This window comes from Erythrobacter sp., assembly GCF_039988855.1.
Classification (GTDB): Bacteria; Pseudomonadota; Alphaproteobacteria; order Sphingomonadales; family Sphingomonadaceae; genus Erythrobacter.
The window spans coordinates 127,653-145,614 of record NZ_JBDXIY010000017.1 but is presented as its reverse complement, the minus strand read 5'-3'; the positions used below and the strand labels follow the sequence as shown (position 1 = coordinate 145,614).

General features: G+C 54.8%; 16 protein-coding genes. 7 read left to right on the top strand and 9 right to left on the bottom strand.

The window, feature by feature from the left end; all coding sequences use genetic code 11:
* Positions 1-12 precede the first annotated feature (12 nt).
* The 3 genes from ABJ205_RS11300 to hemF all read right to left on the bottom strand — a co-directional run bounded on the left by ABJ205_RS11300 (position 13) and on the right by hemF (position 5,247).
* Positions 13-1,836, bottom strand: a complete 1,824-nt coding sequence (locus ABJ205_RS11300; RefSeq protein ID WP_348160125.1) for a HAMP domain-containing methyl-accepting chemotaxis protein — start codon at positions 1,834-1,836, stop codon at positions 13-15.
* A gap of 119 nt (positions 1,837-1,955) precedes the next feature.
* Positions 1,956-4,046, bottom strand: a complete 2,091-nt coding sequence (locus tag ABJ205_RS11295; protein ID WP_348160124.1) for a bifunctional (p)ppGpp synthetase/guanosine-3',5'-bis(diphosphate) 3'-pyrophosphohydrolase — start codon at positions 4,044-4,046, stop codon at positions 1,956-1,958.
* A gap of 343 nt (positions 4,047-4,389) precedes the next feature.
* The gene (hemF, locus tag ABJ205_RS11290; RefSeq protein ID WP_348160186.1) at positions 4,390-5,247 is read right to left on the bottom strand and encodes an oxygen-dependent coproporphyrinogen oxidase; all 858 of its coding nucleotides are present in this window, start codon (positions 5,245-5,247) and stop codon (positions 4,390-4,392) included.
* 141 nt (positions 5,248-5,388) lie between these two features.
* On the opposite strand from hemF, the gene pdeM reads away from it, so the two are divergent.
* Positions 5,389-6,126, top strand: coding sequence for a ligase-associated DNA damage response endonuclease PdeM (gene pdeM, locus ABJ205_RS11285; protein ID WP_348160122.1), 738 nt, complete (start codon positions 5,389-5,391; stop codon positions 6,124-6,126).
* A gap of 99 nt (positions 6,127-6,225) precedes the next feature.
* Positions 6,226-6,744, top strand: a complete 519-nt coding sequence (gene infC / locus ABJ205_RS11280) for a translation initiation factor IF-3 (protein ID WP_348160120.1) — start codon at positions 6,226-6,228, stop codon at positions 6,742-6,744.
* 6 nt (positions 6,745-6,750) lie between these two features.
* On the opposite strand, the gene ABJ205_RS11275 is transcribed toward infC, so the two are convergent.
* Positions 6,751-7,428, bottom strand: a complete 678-nt coding sequence (locus tag ABJ205_RS11275) for a GNAT family N-acetyltransferase (protein WP_348160118.1) — start codon at positions 7,426-7,428, stop codon at positions 6,751-6,753.
* Positions 7,429-7,482: 54 nt separating this feature from the next.
* On the opposite strand from ABJ205_RS11275, the gene ABJ205_RS11270 reads away from it, so the two are divergent.
* Positions 7,483-8,928, top strand: a complete 1,446-nt coding sequence (locus tag ABJ205_RS11270; RefSeq protein ID WP_348510055.1) for a DASS family sodium-coupled anion symporter — start codon at positions 7,483-7,485, stop codon at positions 8,926-8,928.
* A gap of 22 nt (positions 8,929-8,950) precedes the next feature.
* Here ABJ205_RS11270 and ABJ205_RS11265 read toward each other — a convergent pair whose 3' ends face one another.
* Positions 8,951-9,688: a DNA/RNA non-specific endonuclease gene (locus tag ABJ205_RS11265; protein ID WP_348159758.1), complete on the bottom strand. Its 738-nt coding sequence runs from the start codon at positions 9,686-9,688 to the stop codon at positions 8,951-8,953.
* 349 nt (positions 9,689-10,037) lie between these two features.
* Between ABJ205_RS11265 and ABJ205_RS11260 the strand changes: the two genes are divergently transcribed.
* The 3 genes from ABJ205_RS11260 (at position 10,038) to ABJ205_RS11250 (ending at position 14,395) form a co-directional block, all read left to right on the top strand.
* A complete protein-coding gene (locus ABJ205_RS11260; RefSeq protein WP_348159757.1) occupies positions 10,038-11,354 on the top strand; it encodes a cystathionine gamma-synthase family protein in 1,317 nt (438 codons plus the stop codon).
* Positions 11,355-11,404: 50 nt separating this feature from the next.
* Positions 11,405-12,214: an SDR family NAD(P)-dependent oxidoreductase gene (locus ABJ205_RS11255; RefSeq protein ID WP_348159756.1), complete on the top strand. Its 810-nt coding sequence runs from the start codon at positions 11,405-11,407 to the stop codon at positions 12,212-12,214.
* 177 nt (positions 12,215-12,391) lie between these two features.
* A complete protein-coding gene (locus ABJ205_RS11250) occupies positions 12,392-14,395 on the top strand; it encodes a DUF1963 domain-containing protein (protein WP_348159754.1) in 2,004 nt (667 codons plus the stop codon).
* 21 nt (positions 14,396-14,416) lie between these two features.
* On the opposite strand, the gene ABJ205_RS11245 is transcribed toward ABJ205_RS11250, so the two are convergent.
* Positions 14,417-14,956 carry an NAD(P)H-dependent oxidoreductase gene (locus tag ABJ205_RS11245; protein WP_348159753.1) on the bottom strand — a complete coding sequence of 180 codons (540 nt, stop codon included), beginning with the start codon at positions 14,954-14,956 and terminating at the stop codon, positions 14,417-14,419.
* A gap of 5 nt (positions 14,957-14,961) precedes the next feature.
* Positions 14,962-15,495 carry a J domain-containing protein gene (locus tag ABJ205_RS11240; RefSeq protein ID WP_348159751.1) on the bottom strand — a complete coding sequence of 178 codons (534 nt, stop codon included), beginning with the start codon at positions 15,493-15,495 and terminating at the stop codon, positions 14,962-14,964.
* Positions 15,496-15,691: 196 nt separating this feature from the next.
* Between ABJ205_RS11240 and ABJ205_RS11235 the strand changes: the two genes are divergently transcribed.
* Positions 15,692-15,847 carry a hypothetical protein gene (locus tag ABJ205_RS11235; RefSeq protein ID WP_348159749.1) on the top strand — a complete coding sequence of 52 codons (156 nt, stop codon included), beginning with the start codon at positions 15,692-15,694 and terminating at the stop codon, positions 15,845-15,847.
* Positions 15,848-15,918: 71 nt separating this feature from the next.
* Here ABJ205_RS11235 and pal read toward each other — a convergent pair whose 3' ends face one another.
* Complete coding sequence (gene pal / locus ABJ205_RS11230; RefSeq protein WP_348159747.1) at positions 15,919-16,452, bottom strand: peptidoglycan-associated lipoprotein Pal; 534 nt, start codon at positions 16,450-16,452, stop codon at positions 15,919-15,921.
* A 106-nt stretch (positions 16,453-16,558) separates the two neighbouring features.
* The gene (gene tolB, locus ABJ205_RS11225) at positions 16,559-17,953 is read right to left on the bottom strand and encodes a Tol-Pal system beta propeller repeat protein TolB (RefSeq protein ID WP_348159745.1); all 1,395 of its coding nucleotides are present in this window, start codon (positions 17,951-17,953) and stop codon (positions 16,559-16,561) included.
* Positions 17,954-17,962: the final 9 nt, after the last annotated feature.

Genomic DNA, 17,962 nt, shown 5'->3' with positions numbered 1-17,962 from the left:
TCACACGCCTACTCAGGCCGCTTTATCATCCGCCTCAAGCTCCCGGACAGAACGGCGCACATCCGCAATGAACCGGCCCGCTTTCTCGCGAAGGTCATTGGCGTGATTGCCCAGAGCATTGGCGCTTGCCACCACGTCGCTTGCAGCTGTCCCCGTCTCTTCGCTCGCCTCGCGCAGCGCCACAAGACGTTCGCCCACTTGGCGCGACCCTTCGGCGACTGTGTCGATATTGCGTGCAAGTTCTTCACCAGAAACGGACTGTTGATCCACCGCTGTCGCGATAACCACAGCCACTTTTTCAAGCTCCCCGATCTGGTCGTAGATCGAAGTGAGATCACCTGCGCTTGACCGGGTAGAATCCTGCATTGCAGTGATCTTTTCCGCAACTGAGCTGGTCGCAGCCGACGTTTGCATCGCAAGCTCCTTGACCTCGCTTGCCACCACAGCAAAGCCCCTGCCCGCCTCGCCGCCGCGTGCGGCTTCGATTGACGCATTGAGCGCAAGAAGATTGGTGCGCTGGGCAATGGTTTGGATAAGTCCAGCAATCTCGCCCACTTCCTCAGCCGCGCTCGACAAGTCATCCATTCGTGTATTAGCGCTGGCGACTAGGCTGGTCGCGTCGCGCGCCAGAGTGGCAGAAGCGGTCGCCTGCTGGCTGATCTCATGGATCGACAACGCAAATTCATCGGTTGCCGCCGCAGCAGCGGTTACATTTGACGAGGCACTCTTCATCGCTGCACTGGCACTATCTGCCTGTTCGTTTGACCCATCTGCGACCTCAACCATTTGAGCGGAGGTAGCTTTGAGTTGTTCTGAGGCAGAGGAAACAGAGGTAATCAGCTCACCTACAGAGACTTCAAAGCCATCGGCAAGATTCTCCAAAAGCTGACTTTGCTCGCTACGCAGATTCCGCACCTGCTCGTTATAGATTTGCTCTGATGCAAGTTGTTTTTCAGCCTCTGTCATGCGATTCGTACTGAGTTCGCTCAGTTTGAGTGAACCCTCTCGAAATACTACAAGCGCTCTGGCCATTGCCCCCAATTCATCGGTCCTATTGGTCCCAGGAATTTTGGTCTCTGTTTCACCGGAAGCCACGCGTTCCATGGAACGCGTCAGTTCGCGGACCATGCCATTTAGATCTTTGATCAAATGACGGGACGACAACAAGGAGATGGCAATGCCTACGATCGTCGCAACAACAAAGGTAATCAAGAATGCGTAGATCGTGTCGAAGAGATCGGTCATGGCCTGTTCGACTTTTGGATTGTAACTGGTTGTGAAGCCACTCATTTCAGAACGAAGTGCACTTGTTCGGTCGCGCAAGCCGACCAGTTGCTCTGTCGTGTAGTCACTTGCAGTTACTTCGTTTGCCAGCAGAGAAAGCGATTGGCGGAATGCGTCGTATTCTGACGCGCTGTCGCTTGGCAATGCATCGCCCTCAGCTTCAACCCTTGTCGTCAATAGGTGGTAGGAAAGATCAAAGGACGCGTCGGCTTTAGTCACTTGTGAGCGGCGCGCATCGGAGGATGACGCTGCAATAGCCGCATCCAATTCGTCCGCCGCGTCAACCAGAACTAAAGCCGAATTCGCAGTTTGGGTTTCGACAATCGACATGACAGCTTGTTCACGTCCATTGTTTGCAAGGACAAATGATCCGCCAAGAATTATAATCGTCAGAACAACCAGAAGCACGGTATTGCCGAAAACCGCGAAACCGAGTTTTCCTGCAATCGACCAATTCCCGAAAAGACCCTTTCGTTCCGGATTTTCTTGCTCGGTCACAGGCGATTGGAATTCGTCTGTTACACTATCAATCTGAAAGTCTAATGAGGTCACGGCCCCAATCCCCTTCGCTGAAACTGTCCAACAAGCGGACCACAACACAGATCGGGTCTAAGGGGAGATAGTTAATGCAGGGTAAACTTGGAATTAACCATCCGAACAAGCAGGTCAGATCAAATACGGTCTGCTTGCGCCACGGCATCGCTCGCGCGCAGAGCAGAAAGGATACGCGATAAATGCGCGACATCATTGACCTCTGCATCGATCTCATAGGTCGCAAAGGGAAGATCCAAATGGGTCTGAGATAGGTTCGTCACATTGATCTTGTTCTGTGCGAAGACACCGGCCATTTCCGCCAGCGTTCCGGGACGGTCATAAATTGTAACCGCAAAACGTCCCACCGCCCCATGCGAACGTTTGCCCCAGTTGAGGTCAAGCCAATCGCTATCGACCCCATTGGCAAGTTCAAGGCAATCGATCGTGTGGACGATAACACGTTCTCCTTTGCGCCGAAGCCCAACAATCCGGTCTCCGGGCACGGGATGACAACATTCAGCAAGCTCAAACGCGACGCCGGCTGTAAGGCCGCGAATGGAAATCTGGCGATCACGGGTAGCCCACTCTTCGCCTTCGTCGAATTCGGATGCACAACCAGGAACCAGTGCTTCCATCACCTCTCGGTCGCTGATCTTGCCAGCGCCTATGGCAAACATCAGCTCATCAGGCTCTTCCATATCCAACCGTTCAACCGCAGCTCGGATCGCTTTTTTCCCGATCTTTGCAGGGACACGGGCAGCAATCTCGTCAAACAGTTTGGACCCAATTTCGGCGACTTCGTCACGCTCTTTCAAACGAACTGCACGCCGGATCGAAGCGCGCGCCTTGCCGGTCACCACAAATCCAAGCCATGACAGTTGCGGTCCCGCATCGCCGCCTTTGATAATCTCCACGACATCGCCATTCGAAAGCTGCGTGCGCAGCGGCATATGCCTCCCGTTGATCTTCACACCGACCGTCGAAAGGCCAAGATCGGTATGAACTGCGAAGGCAAAATCAACAGCCGTTGATCCCTTCGGCAATTGAAACAAGGCGCCCTTGGGCGTGAAAGCAAAGATGCGGTCTTGATAGATCGCAAGCCGTGTGTGCTCCAGCAATTCCTCTGCATCGTGGCTGGCATCGACAATCTCAATCAGATCGCGCAGCCATCCCACTTGCCCGTCAGCCCGGTCATGCTGCTTGTATGCCCAGTGCGCCGCTAGCCCGAATTCATTGCGATTATGCATTTCTCGGGTGCGAATTTGCACTTCCACTCGCATCGAATTTTCATACATTAAGCTGGTATGGATTGAGCGGTATCCATTGGTCTTTGGCGTCGAAATGTAATCTTTGAATTTGCCCGGTAAAAATTGCCACGTGGTGTGAAGGACACCCATCGCAGCATAGCTGTCTGCGATATTTTCCGTGATGACACGGAATGCCATGATGTCTGTGACCTGTTCAAAGCTCACATGGCGTTCTGACATCTTCTGCCAAATCGAATAGGGGTGCTTTTCCCGGCCTGTTACTTCGACCGAAAGGCCCGCTTCGGCCAAAGCTTGTTTGATGGTGAGCGCAATCGCATCCACTTCGCCGCTATCATCGCCCCTTAGCGTCTCGAGCCGGGCAGTGATTGTCGCAAAGGCTTCGGGCTCGAGTTGCTCAAAGGCAAGCGCCTGCATCTCTCGCATGTATTCGTACATGCCCACCCGTTCTGCCAGCGGCGCATAGATATCCATGGTTTCGCGCGCAATGCGCTGGCGCTTTTCCGGCTTCTTGATGAAATGGAGCGTGCGCATATTGTGCAACCGGTCGGCAAGTTTGACCAGAAGCACGCGGATATCCTCGGACATAGCGAGCAGGAATTTGCGCAGGTTCTCTGCGGCCCGTTCATCTTCGGGCATTGCCTCGATCTTCGAGAGTTTCGTCACACCGTCGACCAAACGGGCAACATCAGGCCCGAAATTGGCTTCGATATCCTCAATCGTTGCAAGAGTGTCTTCGACCGTATCATGAAGCAGCGCAGTCATGATCGTTTCCTGATCAAGCTGCAGATCGGTCATTAGCCCTGCTACTTCGACAGGGTGGGAGAAATAGGGATCCCCGCTTGCACGCTTTTGGCTGCCGTGTTTCTGAACCGTATAGACATAGGCGCGGTTGAGCGCCGCCTCATCGGCGTCTGGGTCATATTCGAGGACCCGTTCCACAAGTTCATATTGGCGTAGCATTGACGGTAATGTGCTTGGCCACGTGCAAAGCTGCAAGCCCAAATGCGGGTAGCCTTGCGAGTTTAGAGAATACGTGGCCAATGTGCGTCGCCGTACCTCAGCTGTACGATGCACAGAAAAGGGCCGGGCTGGCTCTTTTGTCGAACCAACCCGGCCAAAAAACGAGCTCAAGCAGGGATAAACGCTGAGCCTCGCAAACAGCTCCTTTGAGATCCGTGCCCAACGCAAGAGACGAATCGAGAGAAGAGAGCTGAGGTTCAGATATTGCGACTGACTCGCATTTGCAAGGGCAATATCACTTTTTCACCTGTTGCTTGAAAGAAGTGAGCGGCTGCTTAAGCCATTAGCTCCAAGTTGCCCTTGGCGGCAGACTCATCAAAATTGCGTCAATGTTGCCGCCGGTTTTAAGACCAAAGATAGTCCCCCGGTCATAAACCAAATTGAACTCAGTATAACGCCCGCGATATTCAAGCTGCTTTGCAACATCAGCATCGCTAAAGTCGCTCCCCATGCGCTTACGCACCAGCTTGGGGTAAATGTCGAGGAAAGCCTTGCCCACATCTTTTGTGAAAGCGAAGTTTCGATCAAAGCTGGGATCATCGTCGCATTCGAGATGATCGTAGAAAATCCCGCCAACACCGCGATGCACTTGGCGGTGAGGAATGTAGAAATAATCCTCGGCCCATTTCTTGTACTTTTCATAATAGGTCGGGTTATGTGCTGCACAGGCTGCACGCATCACGGCATGAAATTCCTGCGTATCCTCGTCATAAGGGATCGGCGGATTGAGATCTGCACCGCCCCCGAACCAAGCCGACTGAGTGGTCAAGAACCGTGTGTTCATATGGACTGCAGGCACATGCGGATTGCGCATATGTGCGACTAGGCTGATGCCGGTCGCAGTAAAGTCTGGATGTTCAGCGCTTGCCCCGTTTACCTGATCGGCAAATTGTTCCGAAAAACGGCCGCGCACGGTTGAGACATTGACGCCGACTTTTTCAAAAACTTTGCCTTTCATCAGGCCCTGAACACCGCCGCCGGGGTCATCATTCCCATCTTCTTCACGCGTCCACGGCGTATACTCAAAGCCCGCATCCGAACCCGCCTCACGCTCAATGCTCTCAAATTCAGCGCAAATCTGATCACGCAAGCTTTCGAACCAAGTCTTTGCCTTACCGGTGTGGCCAGCCCAATCGCCCATAAAAGTCCTTGTCGTCAATGCCATCTATGCACTTCTTGAATTGCTATCCCATTGCCCATCCGCGTTGCCAAAAGCCGAGTCAACTGTGATTGGGCCTGATATACCCTTGCCAAGTCCCCGCTTTACCATCAAACAGCAGGTATGGTTCCTGTTTCGTTCCAACCTAATTCTGATGCCAAAGGTTTTGGTGTGCCCTTGCCCTTTGCTGGAGAGGAATTGGTGCTGACCGAATCTCATGCGCTTTACTGGCCAGAAGAACGTGCCCTTTTGGTGGCCGACTTGCATTTGGAAAAAGGAAGCTGGTTCGCAGCACGCGGGCAAATGCTTCCACCCTATGATAGCAGAGAAACGCTGGAACGGCTGGCAGATACGATCAAACTGACGGGCGCACGCAGGGTGTTCACATTGGGAGACAATTTTCACGATGATGCAGGTACCAGCCGGTTGGAACCCTATGCCGTTGGAATGCTCGAAGGGTTGATCCGGTCGCTCGACTGGGTTTGGGTCACGGGCAATCACGACGAAGAAATGTCCCGGACCTTTGGTGCGGCAAGTTTTCACGAGCTTGAGGTTTCCGGCATCATCCTGCGCCACGAAGCGCAATCGGGCGAAACGCGGCCTGAGCTGTCGGGCCACTACCATCCAAAAATGCGCGTTGCGGTCAGGAACCGTCATATTGCACGGGCCTGTGCTGTCATCAGCCGCTCAAAGACGCGCTCCGACCGCATGATCGCGCCTGCCTTTGGCGCTTTCACCGGCGGCATGGATGCAGGCTCACCAGAGATATTGGAAGCGCTAAGCCCAGCCCGCGAAATCGACGCCATTCTGTCCGCAAAGGGTAAATTGGTCACATTCCCGCTTTATCGAAGCGCGGCTTGACGCGAACGCCTAGTATCTTAAGGGGTTCGAACCTATATTAGAGACTCGAAATATGGCTACAACAGGAGAACCCACATAGCCCGTCCACCTCGGCGTCAGATGGCCCCGCCAACGAAAAGCGGCCCTCGATTTGATCAATTTATTCAAGCTCCCAAGGTCCGCGTCATCGATGATGAAGGCGAAAACTTGGGGCTAATGTTCACACGCGAAGCGATGGAACAGGCTCAAGAAAAGGGCCTCAACCTTGTAGAAGTGTCCCCCAATGCGGACCCGCCTGTGTGCAAATTCCTCGATGTCGGCAAATATCGATATGAGGCCCAGAAAAAGGCCAACGCTGCGCGTAAAACGCAGAAAACGCAGGACATCAAAGAAGTCAAAATGCGTCCCAACATCGACACGCATGACTATGACGTGAAGATGCGCAACGTGAACAAGTTCATCGACAATGGCGACAAGGTGAAGGTTACTTTGCGCTTTCGCGGCCGTGAAATGGCGCACCAACATCTGGGTATGGACTTGCTCAAACGCGTTCAAGAAGACGTACAGGAGACCGCAAAGGTCGAAGCATTCCCGCGCCTTGAAGGCCGGCAAATGCTGATGGTTCTGGCACCTAAGTAGAGCGTATCAAGGAGCCGGGTGGACCATCGTCCAGAAATCAGGACCGCCCGGCACCTTCCATTCTTCGATAATTTCAAATCCAAGCCGGGTGTAGATCGTGACATTATCGGGTGTCGCGGTCTCTAACAGGACGCCTGTGCCCTGCTCCACTGCCCGCGCGACCCCTACACGCACGATCGCCCCGCCCCAGCCTTTGCCTTGGGCCTCTGGCGCAACGCCGACGTAGCGAAGGTACGAATAGGGCTGCGGTCGTGGATGACGCTTGTACATTTCCTCGGCAACTTTGAGGCCGCGCGGCAATGACAGGCCAAAACCTAACAGCATCTGTAGATTGTCATAGGCAGTGGCTAGCAAACCATCACTCACTTCGCCCGGCGGATACCACAAACTTACAGCACCGCGATCTGGTGATGCCAAGATTTCGCCATGACGCCGCGATTGCTGGGCCATCACTTTGAAGAAGCCGGGCAGCATTTTTGCGCGTTTACCCGAATCCTCCACAATCCAACTGAGCGCCGGGTCATCTTGAAACGCAGCAGCAAGCGTGCCGGAAAGTGTCTCTAACGAAGCGGCGGGAGAAACGAGCTCAATAGGTCTGTCATCGCGCATAGATGTGAGACGTAGCGTGTTTTCTGCTCCGCGCAAATCGCTCCACAGGCCAGCGACGCTCAATCTTGCACTCACGCACGAAACTGCCAGTCTATGAGTACATCCTTGTGACCCGGACGAGAAAACCCAATGAGCGCAAAAAGAATTGGCCTTTTCCTTGGGCCCTTGGCCTTCGCCGCCGCATCTTTGATGCCTGCCCCAGGCGGGATGGCCACCGAGGCGTGGCTTGTCGCAGGCCTTGTGGTGTGGATGGCCGCATGGTGGATGACAGAGGCAGTTCCATTGCCCGTGACCGCACTGCTTCCATTTGTATGCTTGCCGCTCTCAGGGGTGGTGACCGCACGTGAGACGGCAAGCGCCTATTACGCGCCCATCCTGTTCCTGCTTCTTGGGGGCGCGTTCATTGCACTCGCGATTGAACGGACAGGTCTTCACCGGCGACTGAGTCTTGCGATCCTTAAGTCGATTGGGAGCCAAGGTGGACAGGTGCGATTGCTCTTGGCTTTTATGATCAGCGCGGCGATCCTATCCGGCCTGATCTCGAACACGTCCACCACGCTCATTATGATGCCAATGGCGCTGGCTGTACTCGCAGGGGGAGCTTCACTGCAAAGCGCAGACGGTCCCACCGAAACATCCGGTATTTATGGCGCGCTTCCGATGGGCATTGCCTTTGCGGCGACGATCGGCGGACTTGGCACCATTGTGGGCTCACCCACCAATGGGATTGCGGTGCAGCTGCTCGACGACATGATTGGGCTGGAGATCAGCTTTGCACAGTGGATGATTTTCGGCATTCCGATCGTTCTCATCGGGGTCCCGCTTGCATGCATCATCATTGCAAAGGTTCAGAAGGTCAATGCGCACCCCTTTGATGTAGCGGCGGCACGTAACGCGATTGACGACCAAGCCGCATGGTCGGCTGCTGAAAAGCGGTTGGTGCCAATCATTGCGACTACCTTCGCCCTTTGGATGACGCGGCGCTGGGTTGCGCCCTACCTGCCTGATGGAAGTTGGACCGACGGGACGATCGCCGTAATTGCTGCGCTTTTGCTGTTCCTTCTGCCGGATGGAACCAATGATGACGGCAAGACGCGCCCGCTCCTTAAATGGCACGAGGCGAACCGGGCCCCTTGGGGCGTGATCTTGATGTTTGGAGGCGGCTTGGCGCTGGCAGCAGGAATGCAAGCAAGCGGTCTTGCCGATTGGCTTGGGCAATCCTTGCTCCCTCTTCAAGCCTTGCCCTTGGTCATCGTCGCTGTGGCGGTGGTGGCCATGGTGATTCTGGTGACCGAATTTGCCAGCAATGTAGCGACCGCCAGCGCCATTGTCCCTGTGGTTGCAAGCCTTGCCGCGGGGCTTGGACTTGGCGAAGCAGCGATCCTGATCGCCATGCCAGCTGCCCTTGCGGCGAGCTGGGGCTTCATCCTTCCTGCAGGCACAGGGCCCAATGCGATTGCGTGGAGCACTGGAAGGCTACGCATTGAGAAGCTAGTACGGGCGGGCATGGTGCTGGATATCCTTGGAATATTCCTGATCGTCGGCCTGGTCTGGGGGATGGCTGCTCTTATTTAGACCAGACTGCCCAAGACCCCGGTCACCACATCTTTCCAGCTTTGCGCTTATAAGTGTGCAGGTCACCGCCCGAGATGCGGTCCCAGAACCGTCCGCCGACAATCTGCTCTGCATCATACGTCTTCACCAGAAAATCTTCGAGCGGCGCGGTTTGTTTCTTGTTGGGCATTTCAAAGGTCCACAACCGAAAACGGCCGCGCCTGTTTTCAACGAGCACACTTTTGATAAAACCGTGGGGGACCGGCACGCTGATGCCAAAATCTTCTTGGCCCTTTCCAATCCGTTCAACCTTCTCTCCGAAATAGAATACGGGACAGGTAAGAACATAGGTTTCAACGGTGCTGGGACGGCTGTCGAGATCCCGAATTTCCTCCTCTAACTTCTTCCATCCGCCGCGATTGAACATTGGCCTTTGCGGCGACATGTTGGAGAGAAGGAAAGTCTCAGAATTCTGGACATCCTGCAGATCTTGATTGGCACTGGCCACCAGATGGCCGCGATCAAACCCACTGCCTGCATAAGCCTTGAGTCCTGCGCGGAAACGCTTGGGAATGCGAGTATCGGCGCGGAAGTTATCCAAGCGCTCAACACCTTCGGGATCATTCACCAAATCGCGGTTGCGGTTAATAACTTCAAGCGTCCACTTAGCTTGACGGAAGTACCAGGAATAGCCAATGGAAAAGTGCCGCCCGGTGAGTATCTGATCGCACACGGGCGCGCCGTAGCGAAGCTCGCGCTGCATTTGAAATGGATCGTTCATAATCGCCTCTCATTTGGCCGATAGCTCGGCCTCTTCGGTTATTTTGAACGCGACCACGAGAGCGAATTTTTGCAGGATAATATCCTGATTATTCCAGAAGTTCTACTGCTACATTTACCGGACCTACGGATTCTCCTAAGGAGATGATCCCATTCAGCTTTTCTTTAGTTGCGGTTTTCCCTGAGAAATCTGGTTGCACATGAAACCGTCTCAGCATATCGACACATTTCAGCACACGGGTCTTTGGCGAGAGGCGCTTCTGCGGAGGTTAGAAGCGGGTGCCCCATCGGCCTCACAAATGTGAGTCCCTGCCTTCCTGGGGACCTAGACCTGGAAGGACTTCGGCATCATGACCGACGCAATCGACGCAACTGGAAACCCAACCCCGCGCAGAAAACCCAAGCCCGAACGCTCCGAAATCGGTGGTCGCCCATTGAAGCCATCGACCTTGATGATGGGACATGGGTACGATCCAACCTTGTCAGAAGGATCGCTCAAAGCACCAATCTTTTTGACGTCAACCTTCGCTTTCCCAAGCGCGGCAGACGGCAAACGCCACTTTGAAGGCATCACCGGCAAGCGTGACGGCGGGGCAGAAGGGCTTGTCTATTCGCGCTTCAACGGGCCCAACCAGGAAATCCTCGAAGACCGGCTTGCAATCTGGGACGGAGCCGAGGACGCGCTAACCTTTTCAAGCGGTATGACCGCGATTTGCATCCTGATGATGGCTTATGTCGGCCAAGGCGATGTGATCGTCCATTCTGGACCTTTGTACGCTGCAACCGAGGGTTTTGTTGCAAAGGTCCTGTCCAAGTTCGGCGTTACCTATGTCGACTTCCCCGCAGGCGCGTCTCCAGAGGAAATCGAAGAGGTCATCAGCAAAGCCAAATGCCAAGCAGGCGAAAACGGCGGTAAGGTCGCGATGATTTATCTCGAGAGTCCAGGCAATCCGACCAATGCTCTGGTTGATGTGCAAGCGGTGAAGGCAGCGCGCGACAAGGTGCTTGGCAAGCCATGCCCCATTGCAATCGACAACACATTCTTGGGGCCCTTGTGGCAGCGCCCACTCGACCACGGCGCGGATATTGTTGCTTACTCGCTCACCAAATATGTCGGTGGGCACTCTGACCTTGTGGCTGGCAGCATTGCGGGCGCGAAAAAGTGGATGGACCCGGTGCGCGCTCTGCGCAACACCATGGGGGGGATCGTCGATCCGAACACGGCATGGATGCTTCTGCGCAGCCTTGAGACGGTAGAATTGCGGATGGCGCGCGCTGGCGAGAACGCCGCCAAGGTTTGTGCCTTCCTCAGGGATCATCCAAAGGTCACAGGCCTCGGCTATCTAGGCATGATCGAGGATGCGAGCCAACAAGACATCTACGACCGCCATTGCCTTGGCGCTGGCTCCACCTTCAGCGTGTTCATCAGGGGCGGCGAGGCAGAATGCTTCCGTTTCCTAGACAATCTGCAAATCGCAAAACTGGCGGTAAGCCTTGGCGGTACGGAGACACTGGCAAGCCACCCGGCATCAATGACGCACTTGTCAGTCCCCGAAGAGCGCCGCGCAGCGCTCGGCATTACAGATAGCCTTGTACGGATAAGCATCGGCATCGAAGACCCAGACGATCTTATTGCAGACTTCGAGCAAGCGCTAGACTACGTCTGATTTGCAGACTAACCTCTCTCCCAGATCCGTTTGGGAGAGAGGAAGCCTCAGTGAACGACAAACGAAAACCTGTTTGCCTTGTCCTTGGCGCAGGCGCTGGGATTGGTGGCAACACGGCCAAGCGCTTTGCCAAAGGCGGCTATCACGCGGTGTTGGCAAGGCGCTCTGACCAAGAGGGGCTCGACCGGACGGTCTCCGAAATTGAGGCGGAAGGCGGCAATGCAACCGGCGTGCTAATCGACGCGGTTGAAGACGGCACAATCGAAGAACTGGTTAAGAGCATTGAGCGCGACATCGGCCCGATTGAAGTTTGTCTGTTCAACTTGGGCGCGCAGATCGGCAATCGGCCTTTCTTCGACACGCCGCACAAGGCATTCGAACTTGGCTGGCGAATGACCAGCTTTGCGCTTTTCCGCCTTGCACAAGCCATGCTGCCAGCAATGATCGAACGCGGGCACGGGGCTTTGCTGGTGACGTCAGCCACCTCAGCGATGCGCGGCAATGCAGGACAACACAGCCACGCCGCCGCAATTGGTGGCCGGCGCATGCTTTGCCAAACACTCAACGCTGAATTTGCCCCCCAAGGCATCCATATCAGCCATATTGTGGTCGATGGACCCGTCGACGCGCCTGACACGCTGGGCCGATTACTCGGAGACAAATTCGAGGCCTACAAGGCGTCAAAGGGTGAGGATGGAGTCTTGGATCCCGCGGCACTGGCTGAAACATACTGGCACCTTGCCCACCAGCATCGCAGCTGCTGGAGCTTCGAAGTGGATGTGCGCCCATGGACCGATACGCCGTGGTGGAATGACAATCCGCCATCCGCGATCAACAGCGCTTCTCGAAACCGGGAATAGCGCACCCAGCTGCCAGACGATCCTTGTTCAGCTACGTAAACCATAGATTTAACTGTGGTTTACGTTAACTATGAGTTGACCAACTTTTACTAGGTGCAAACAGACTATCGCTTCCAAGGTGGCTCCTCGCATGAATGCGATGAACCTTCCTCGACCGATCTCACTGGAGATGCTGCAATGCGCTTTGACCTTTTGCTCGCGATGTTTAGCTCCGGGCTTTATGCAGCTCTAGCACTCATGGCTGGAGGCTTCATTCTTGCGGTCGGCGGGCTGGCGGTTTTGCTGTGGCGCCGCAAGAGCCTAATGAAGCCCAGCCTCGATGAAGCAGCGCACAACGCTCTCGAAGCTCCTAATTCGGAAGAAAGCGAAGCGCCTTTTGCGGCACCTCATGCTGATTCTCCGGTTCCGGCGGTCCCCGAAGGCCGGCGTCGCAGGTCATTGGTTGGGGGCGCTGAACGCGAGAGCGGCACGCCTGCAGGCGACCAATTGAATGACGTCGAGGAATTGCCTGAAGATCGCGTAATGGAAGACGACGCATTGATTGACGACAGTTCGCCAAGCGACACACAAGATGAAGCTTATGAAGCTGAAGATGTTGCAATCAGCAGTGGGGAACACATCGTCTCAGACGAGGTTGAAGGAGCTTTCGAGGAAGAAGCTCTTGAAGCAGAGTTTTCCGAAATTGAAACCGAAACAGGCACCAGCGAAGAAGAATTGGACGAAGCGAACGATGCTGAGCTGGAGGATCGTTGCGAGGTTGCAGTCCCAGCCTCAGTCCCAGCGTCAGCCTCAGCCGCAACGGCAGATTCGGTCACAGCATTTGCGACAAATGAACCAGAGCCGAGCGACGACGAAACACTGGTCAGTGAAAGCCCAATAGTTACACAGGGCGACCCCATCGAGTTCGAGCCACCAATGCCGGCCGAAGTGTCAATTGCGCGCGGGAACCCCATCGTGTTCCGGCAATTCGTGCCGCAATCCATTGAGGCAGACGGACTTTCGTTTTTTGGCGGTCAGCCGATTGGTCCTGAAGATTTCCAATGGCCACGCGAGCGCGGTGCGCAAGGCGGGGCACCGCTGCAATTCGTGATGCAGTGGGACTGCTCTCACCTGTCAAAGCAAGACCCAACTGGCCTCTTGCCTCAAGAAGGCTTGCTCTACTGTTTCATCAACAATGCTTATGACGGTGATGATGACTTTTTGTCTAGCCACACCTTCATTCACCACCGTGGTCCCGTTCGCACATGGAAGCCCGTCCCTCTGCCCAAAGATGCAGGACCAGCGCTTGGCAAAGACTCAGCATCGCTGATGAGCGGATGCACCGGGGCCATTGAGAATGGCAATGACTTCGCACCGCGCACCTTGCCGCGTTTCCCATTTGCATCAATCGCATTGAAATATCCCAACGCCGATGCGGACGCAGGTATTGCCTGGTCTCAGCAAGATATCTCTGACGCTCTCTTGGACATTCAAAAGAATGGTGTTGCGCTCAAACAGCTTGTTGATGACGGCGACAGCCCGCGCCAAGATCATGCCCGGCCTTTTCCCACGTTTCCTCATGATTTTGGCGCGATAAGAGTTATCGCCAGTCGGATGATTGCCGCGCTTGACCAACCCGATCGTGCGCTCGCGGAGGCTCTTTACCCCGGCCTTTCTAACGAGGACCTAGAGGCTCAATTTGCAGGTTGGCGCGAGGAAGCCAAGGAAGTCTATCTTTTGGGAACCCAGCGTTCCGCAGAAGAACGATTAGACCAGAGCATTGCCGACGACATCTGGCAGTGGTTCAATGAACGCAGCAGCATTCTAGGCTCTGAAGTCTCTTCAGTTTTCGAAGAAGCGGTCGATTTAAGCTTAGGCATTGGCAGCGACGCGTTTGACGCAGTCCCGGCGCGGTGGATCGACGAAGCTATGCATTTACACGCGCTCGCTACCGAATGTGAAGTTTGCGAACAAAGTGGCAAAGGCCATGTTCTCGCCCAAACTCCGGTTCGCATGTTTGGCCCACCAAGTGAGACATCAGGCGTGATTGTGCAGCGGGCCAATCAAGATATTCTGCTGCTTGAATTGCCAAGCGGCGCGGGGCCCCATCACAAATTCGGTGGACGCGTGTTGCAATATTGGATTTCGCCCGATGATCTTGCGGCTGGTAACTTTGACCAAGTGGCTGTGACTATCGCATAGCAACTGCGATGAGCGGCCAATCTAGCCTTTGGCGCTCGATGAAAGCGCTGCGACGAGCCTGCTAAGCTCTTCATCAAGCGCCGCATTCGTCATTGTCCCATCTTTGGGATCAAAGCTCTCTCCGAAGCTTGGTACAGCCAAGTGCCCTACAACATTTGCGCCAAAGCGCGGCGCAGAGCTAGCGGCGAAATCCAGCACACTTTGACCGCCCCGTCCGCCGGGCGAGGTTGCCAGCAAGAGCATCGGCTTGCCCTGCCAGACATCGCGGCCGATCCGGCTGCACCAATCAAACAGGTTCTTAAAAGCAGCGGAATAGGTGCCATTGTGCTCTGCAAAAGAGACAATCACCGCATCTGCTGCGCCAATCTTAGTTAGGAAATCGTGGGCCAATTGCGGAATTCCGCTCTCTTCTTCACGGTCATACCGATAGATCGGCATTTCGTAGTCATGGATGTTGAGCATCTCAACCACAGCGCCCTCTGCAAGGCTTGCCGCGTATTGAGCCAATTGTTGGTTGATTGAGACACTTGAATTGCTGGCAGCAAAAGCCAAGATACGCATTGAAGCTAACCTTTCCATTCGCGCCGTTCTTCCGCCATTCGAAGAACATCATAGGCTACCTGAAGTTTCTGAAATTCCTGCGCTGCTTCGTCATCGCCTGGTTTTACATCTGGATGCACCAGCTTTGCCTTAGCCCGATACGCCTTCTTAATGGCCGTGAAATCGGCATCTGCTTGCAATTCCAACAGTTCCAAAGCGCGCATTTCATCGGCGCTTCGCGATCCATCGCCCGAACCCGTCCAGCCATAATGTGACGCCTCGGCATATCCTTCAGATTCCTGCCGTTCCGCCTTGGCGCGCGCTGCCTTCTCCGCCTTGTCGAGCCCTTCAAAATAATCCCATTTGGAATTGTATTCAGCGGCATGTTTCTGACAAAAATACCATTTGTCAGGGCTATTGGGGGCTTTGGGTGCGGGGCAATCGCCCGGCTCATCACAACCATGCCGGTCGCAAAGGCGCACAGTGGTCGCCTCTCGCGACTCAGTATAACCACGCCAGCGCGGAAACCCCCAATCGTTTGAGCGCCGCGCCTTAGGCATGAGGAATTTCGCTAGGTCTAAGCATGTTATTCGTCGGATCAGTCACGCTGGCTGTCTAGGGGTTCTCGCTCACAAAGGGAAGATAGGTGCATTGGCGAGGTAACAAGTTTTAAATTGCAATGTTGCAATGCAATAACTCATTCATATATGCGTACTAGAGAGCACCGCTCAACCAAAGGGACCTTGGGCCAATCTCATGAGCCTTCAATTGCAAAAAGCAAGCCTATTCAGCGCCTTTGCGCTCGTTTGCCTGTGCCTATTTGCGCGCGCGGACAACGATGATCGGGTGCACTTTGGCGGCAGCAATGGGCCGATTGTGCAAATCTTGACCCAGATCAATGGCGAGCGATAAGCTTAAAGCCCGAAATTAGAACGCGCCCGCTCTCAAATAAGAGCGAGCGCGTCAATCTCTTAATCTCTTGATTAGTTGATGATAACACTCGCAGCGCGGCGGTTTTGTGCCCATGCCTCAGCATTAGAACCAAGTGCCACAGGGCGCTCTTTACCATAGCTAACCGTACGAATGCGGTTTGGGTTTACGCCAAGGCTGACGAGATAGTTCTTCGCCGAATTGGCGCGGCGTTCACCCAAAGCCAAGTTGTATTCGCGGGTTCCGCGTTCATCGGTATGCCCCTCAATGGTGAAGGTCACTTGCGAAAATTGGGCAAAATACTGTGCCTGCGCCTGCAAAGCAGCGGCATCCGTGCTGTCGATGTTAAAACGGTCGGTATCAAAGAAGACTGTGGTTGAAGAGCCAACAGCCCGCTCAAAATGCGCCTGCGAACCCACGGTTGGTCCGATCGGTGTGGTCGGGCCGGTGGTTGGCGTAGGTGTCGGCGCCGGCGTCGCAGCGGGTGCTGGTGGAAGTTCCGGCGGCGCTTTCTTTGCACAAGCTCCCAGAGCCAATGCAGAAGTCATCAAAACGATTGTTGCGGTCTTGCGTGCAGAGAAGGTCATGAATTTACTCTCCGATTTTGGGCCAGGTGAAACTTCACCAGCGAGGGTTTAGGTCAAGGTTATAGGGGATATGCGGCAAATGCGAGTCTTGTGCGGTATGCGGGGTTTATGGCCGGATCGGTCCCCATGCGGGGTCTGATGCGTCAACTGGGGTCGGCAATCTCCTTTCGTTCCGGCCAGTCAGATCAACTTGCCACAAAGAGGATCGACCTGAATTGCGCGTTGTCCGGAAGAATTGGATAATGCGGCCATTTGGAGCCCAAGTCGGAGCCTCATCTTGCCATCCGTTCGTAAGCACCCGAAGGTTACTGCCAGATGGAGTCATAACCGCGACATTAAAGTCGCCAGCAATGCGCGTAAAAGCGATTTGGTCACCGCGCGGGCTCCATTCAGGCGTAGCGCAGCGTCCGCCAAAGAAGCTAATCCGGCGTTGATTAGAACCATCTGCATCCATGACATAACACTGCTGTGTGCCTGAGCGGTCGCTTTCAAAGACAATCCGGCGGCCATCGGGCGAATAGGACCCGCCAATATCAATGCCCGGCGTATCGGTGAGCCTCGTTGGTCGGCCTCCGTTCACAGAAATGCGATAAATATCGGTGTTTCCGGCCACAGCCATGGAATAAAGGATCGAGCTTCCATCCGGCGACCAGCGCGGTGCGAGCGTCGGGCTTTGATTTTCGGTCACCAGCGTTTGTTTGCCGCTATCAATATCATAGACATAAATGCGCGGGTTCCCATCGACGTAAGACAGATACATGATCTTGGAATAGTCGGGTGAGTAACGCGGGGTCAGCGCTGTGGCGCTACCAAGCGTTAGGAAGCGGTGATTTGCTCCGTCGGAATCCATCACAGCGAGACGCTTGACCCGGTTATCCTTGGGGCCAGTTTCCGCGATATAGGCGATACGGCTATCGAAGAAGGGGTCTTCGCCGGTGAGGCGCGCATAAATAAGGTCAGAGCATTTATGTGCCGCGCGTCGCCAATCGGATGGGACCACAACATATCCTTCACGGATTAGCTCTTCTTGAAGCGCTACATCGAACAGATAACAGCCAACAACAAGCTTTCCATCACTGCGCGCTTGGACATAGCCTTGGACGAGCATCTCGCTATCACGCCGTGTCCAGATGCCCCAACTTGGCGCCCGAATTTGCGCAAATTCGGGCCGCGGTAAGGCGTCAGGTCCAGTGGGACGAAACAGCCCGTTATTGCGCAAGTTCGCAGTGATAACACGGGCCAACTCCACACCGAGCGCGCCGGTACCGTTCGCATTAGCAGGGGTGGCCACATCTTGGTCAGGCGCAAACGCCGCAATCGCAATTTCCAAATCATCCCCATCAAGCGACCCGACAACAGTCTCCGTCCCTACGGGTTGTTGATCGTCCGTTTGCGCGGTGATGGTGTCGCTTTCGAGGACTGGTGTACTCTCCTCTTGCGCCTGCAAGGCGGGCGCAGCGCTAAGCGCTACGAGTGCGGAAATGGTAAGAAGAATTCTCATGTTCTGTCG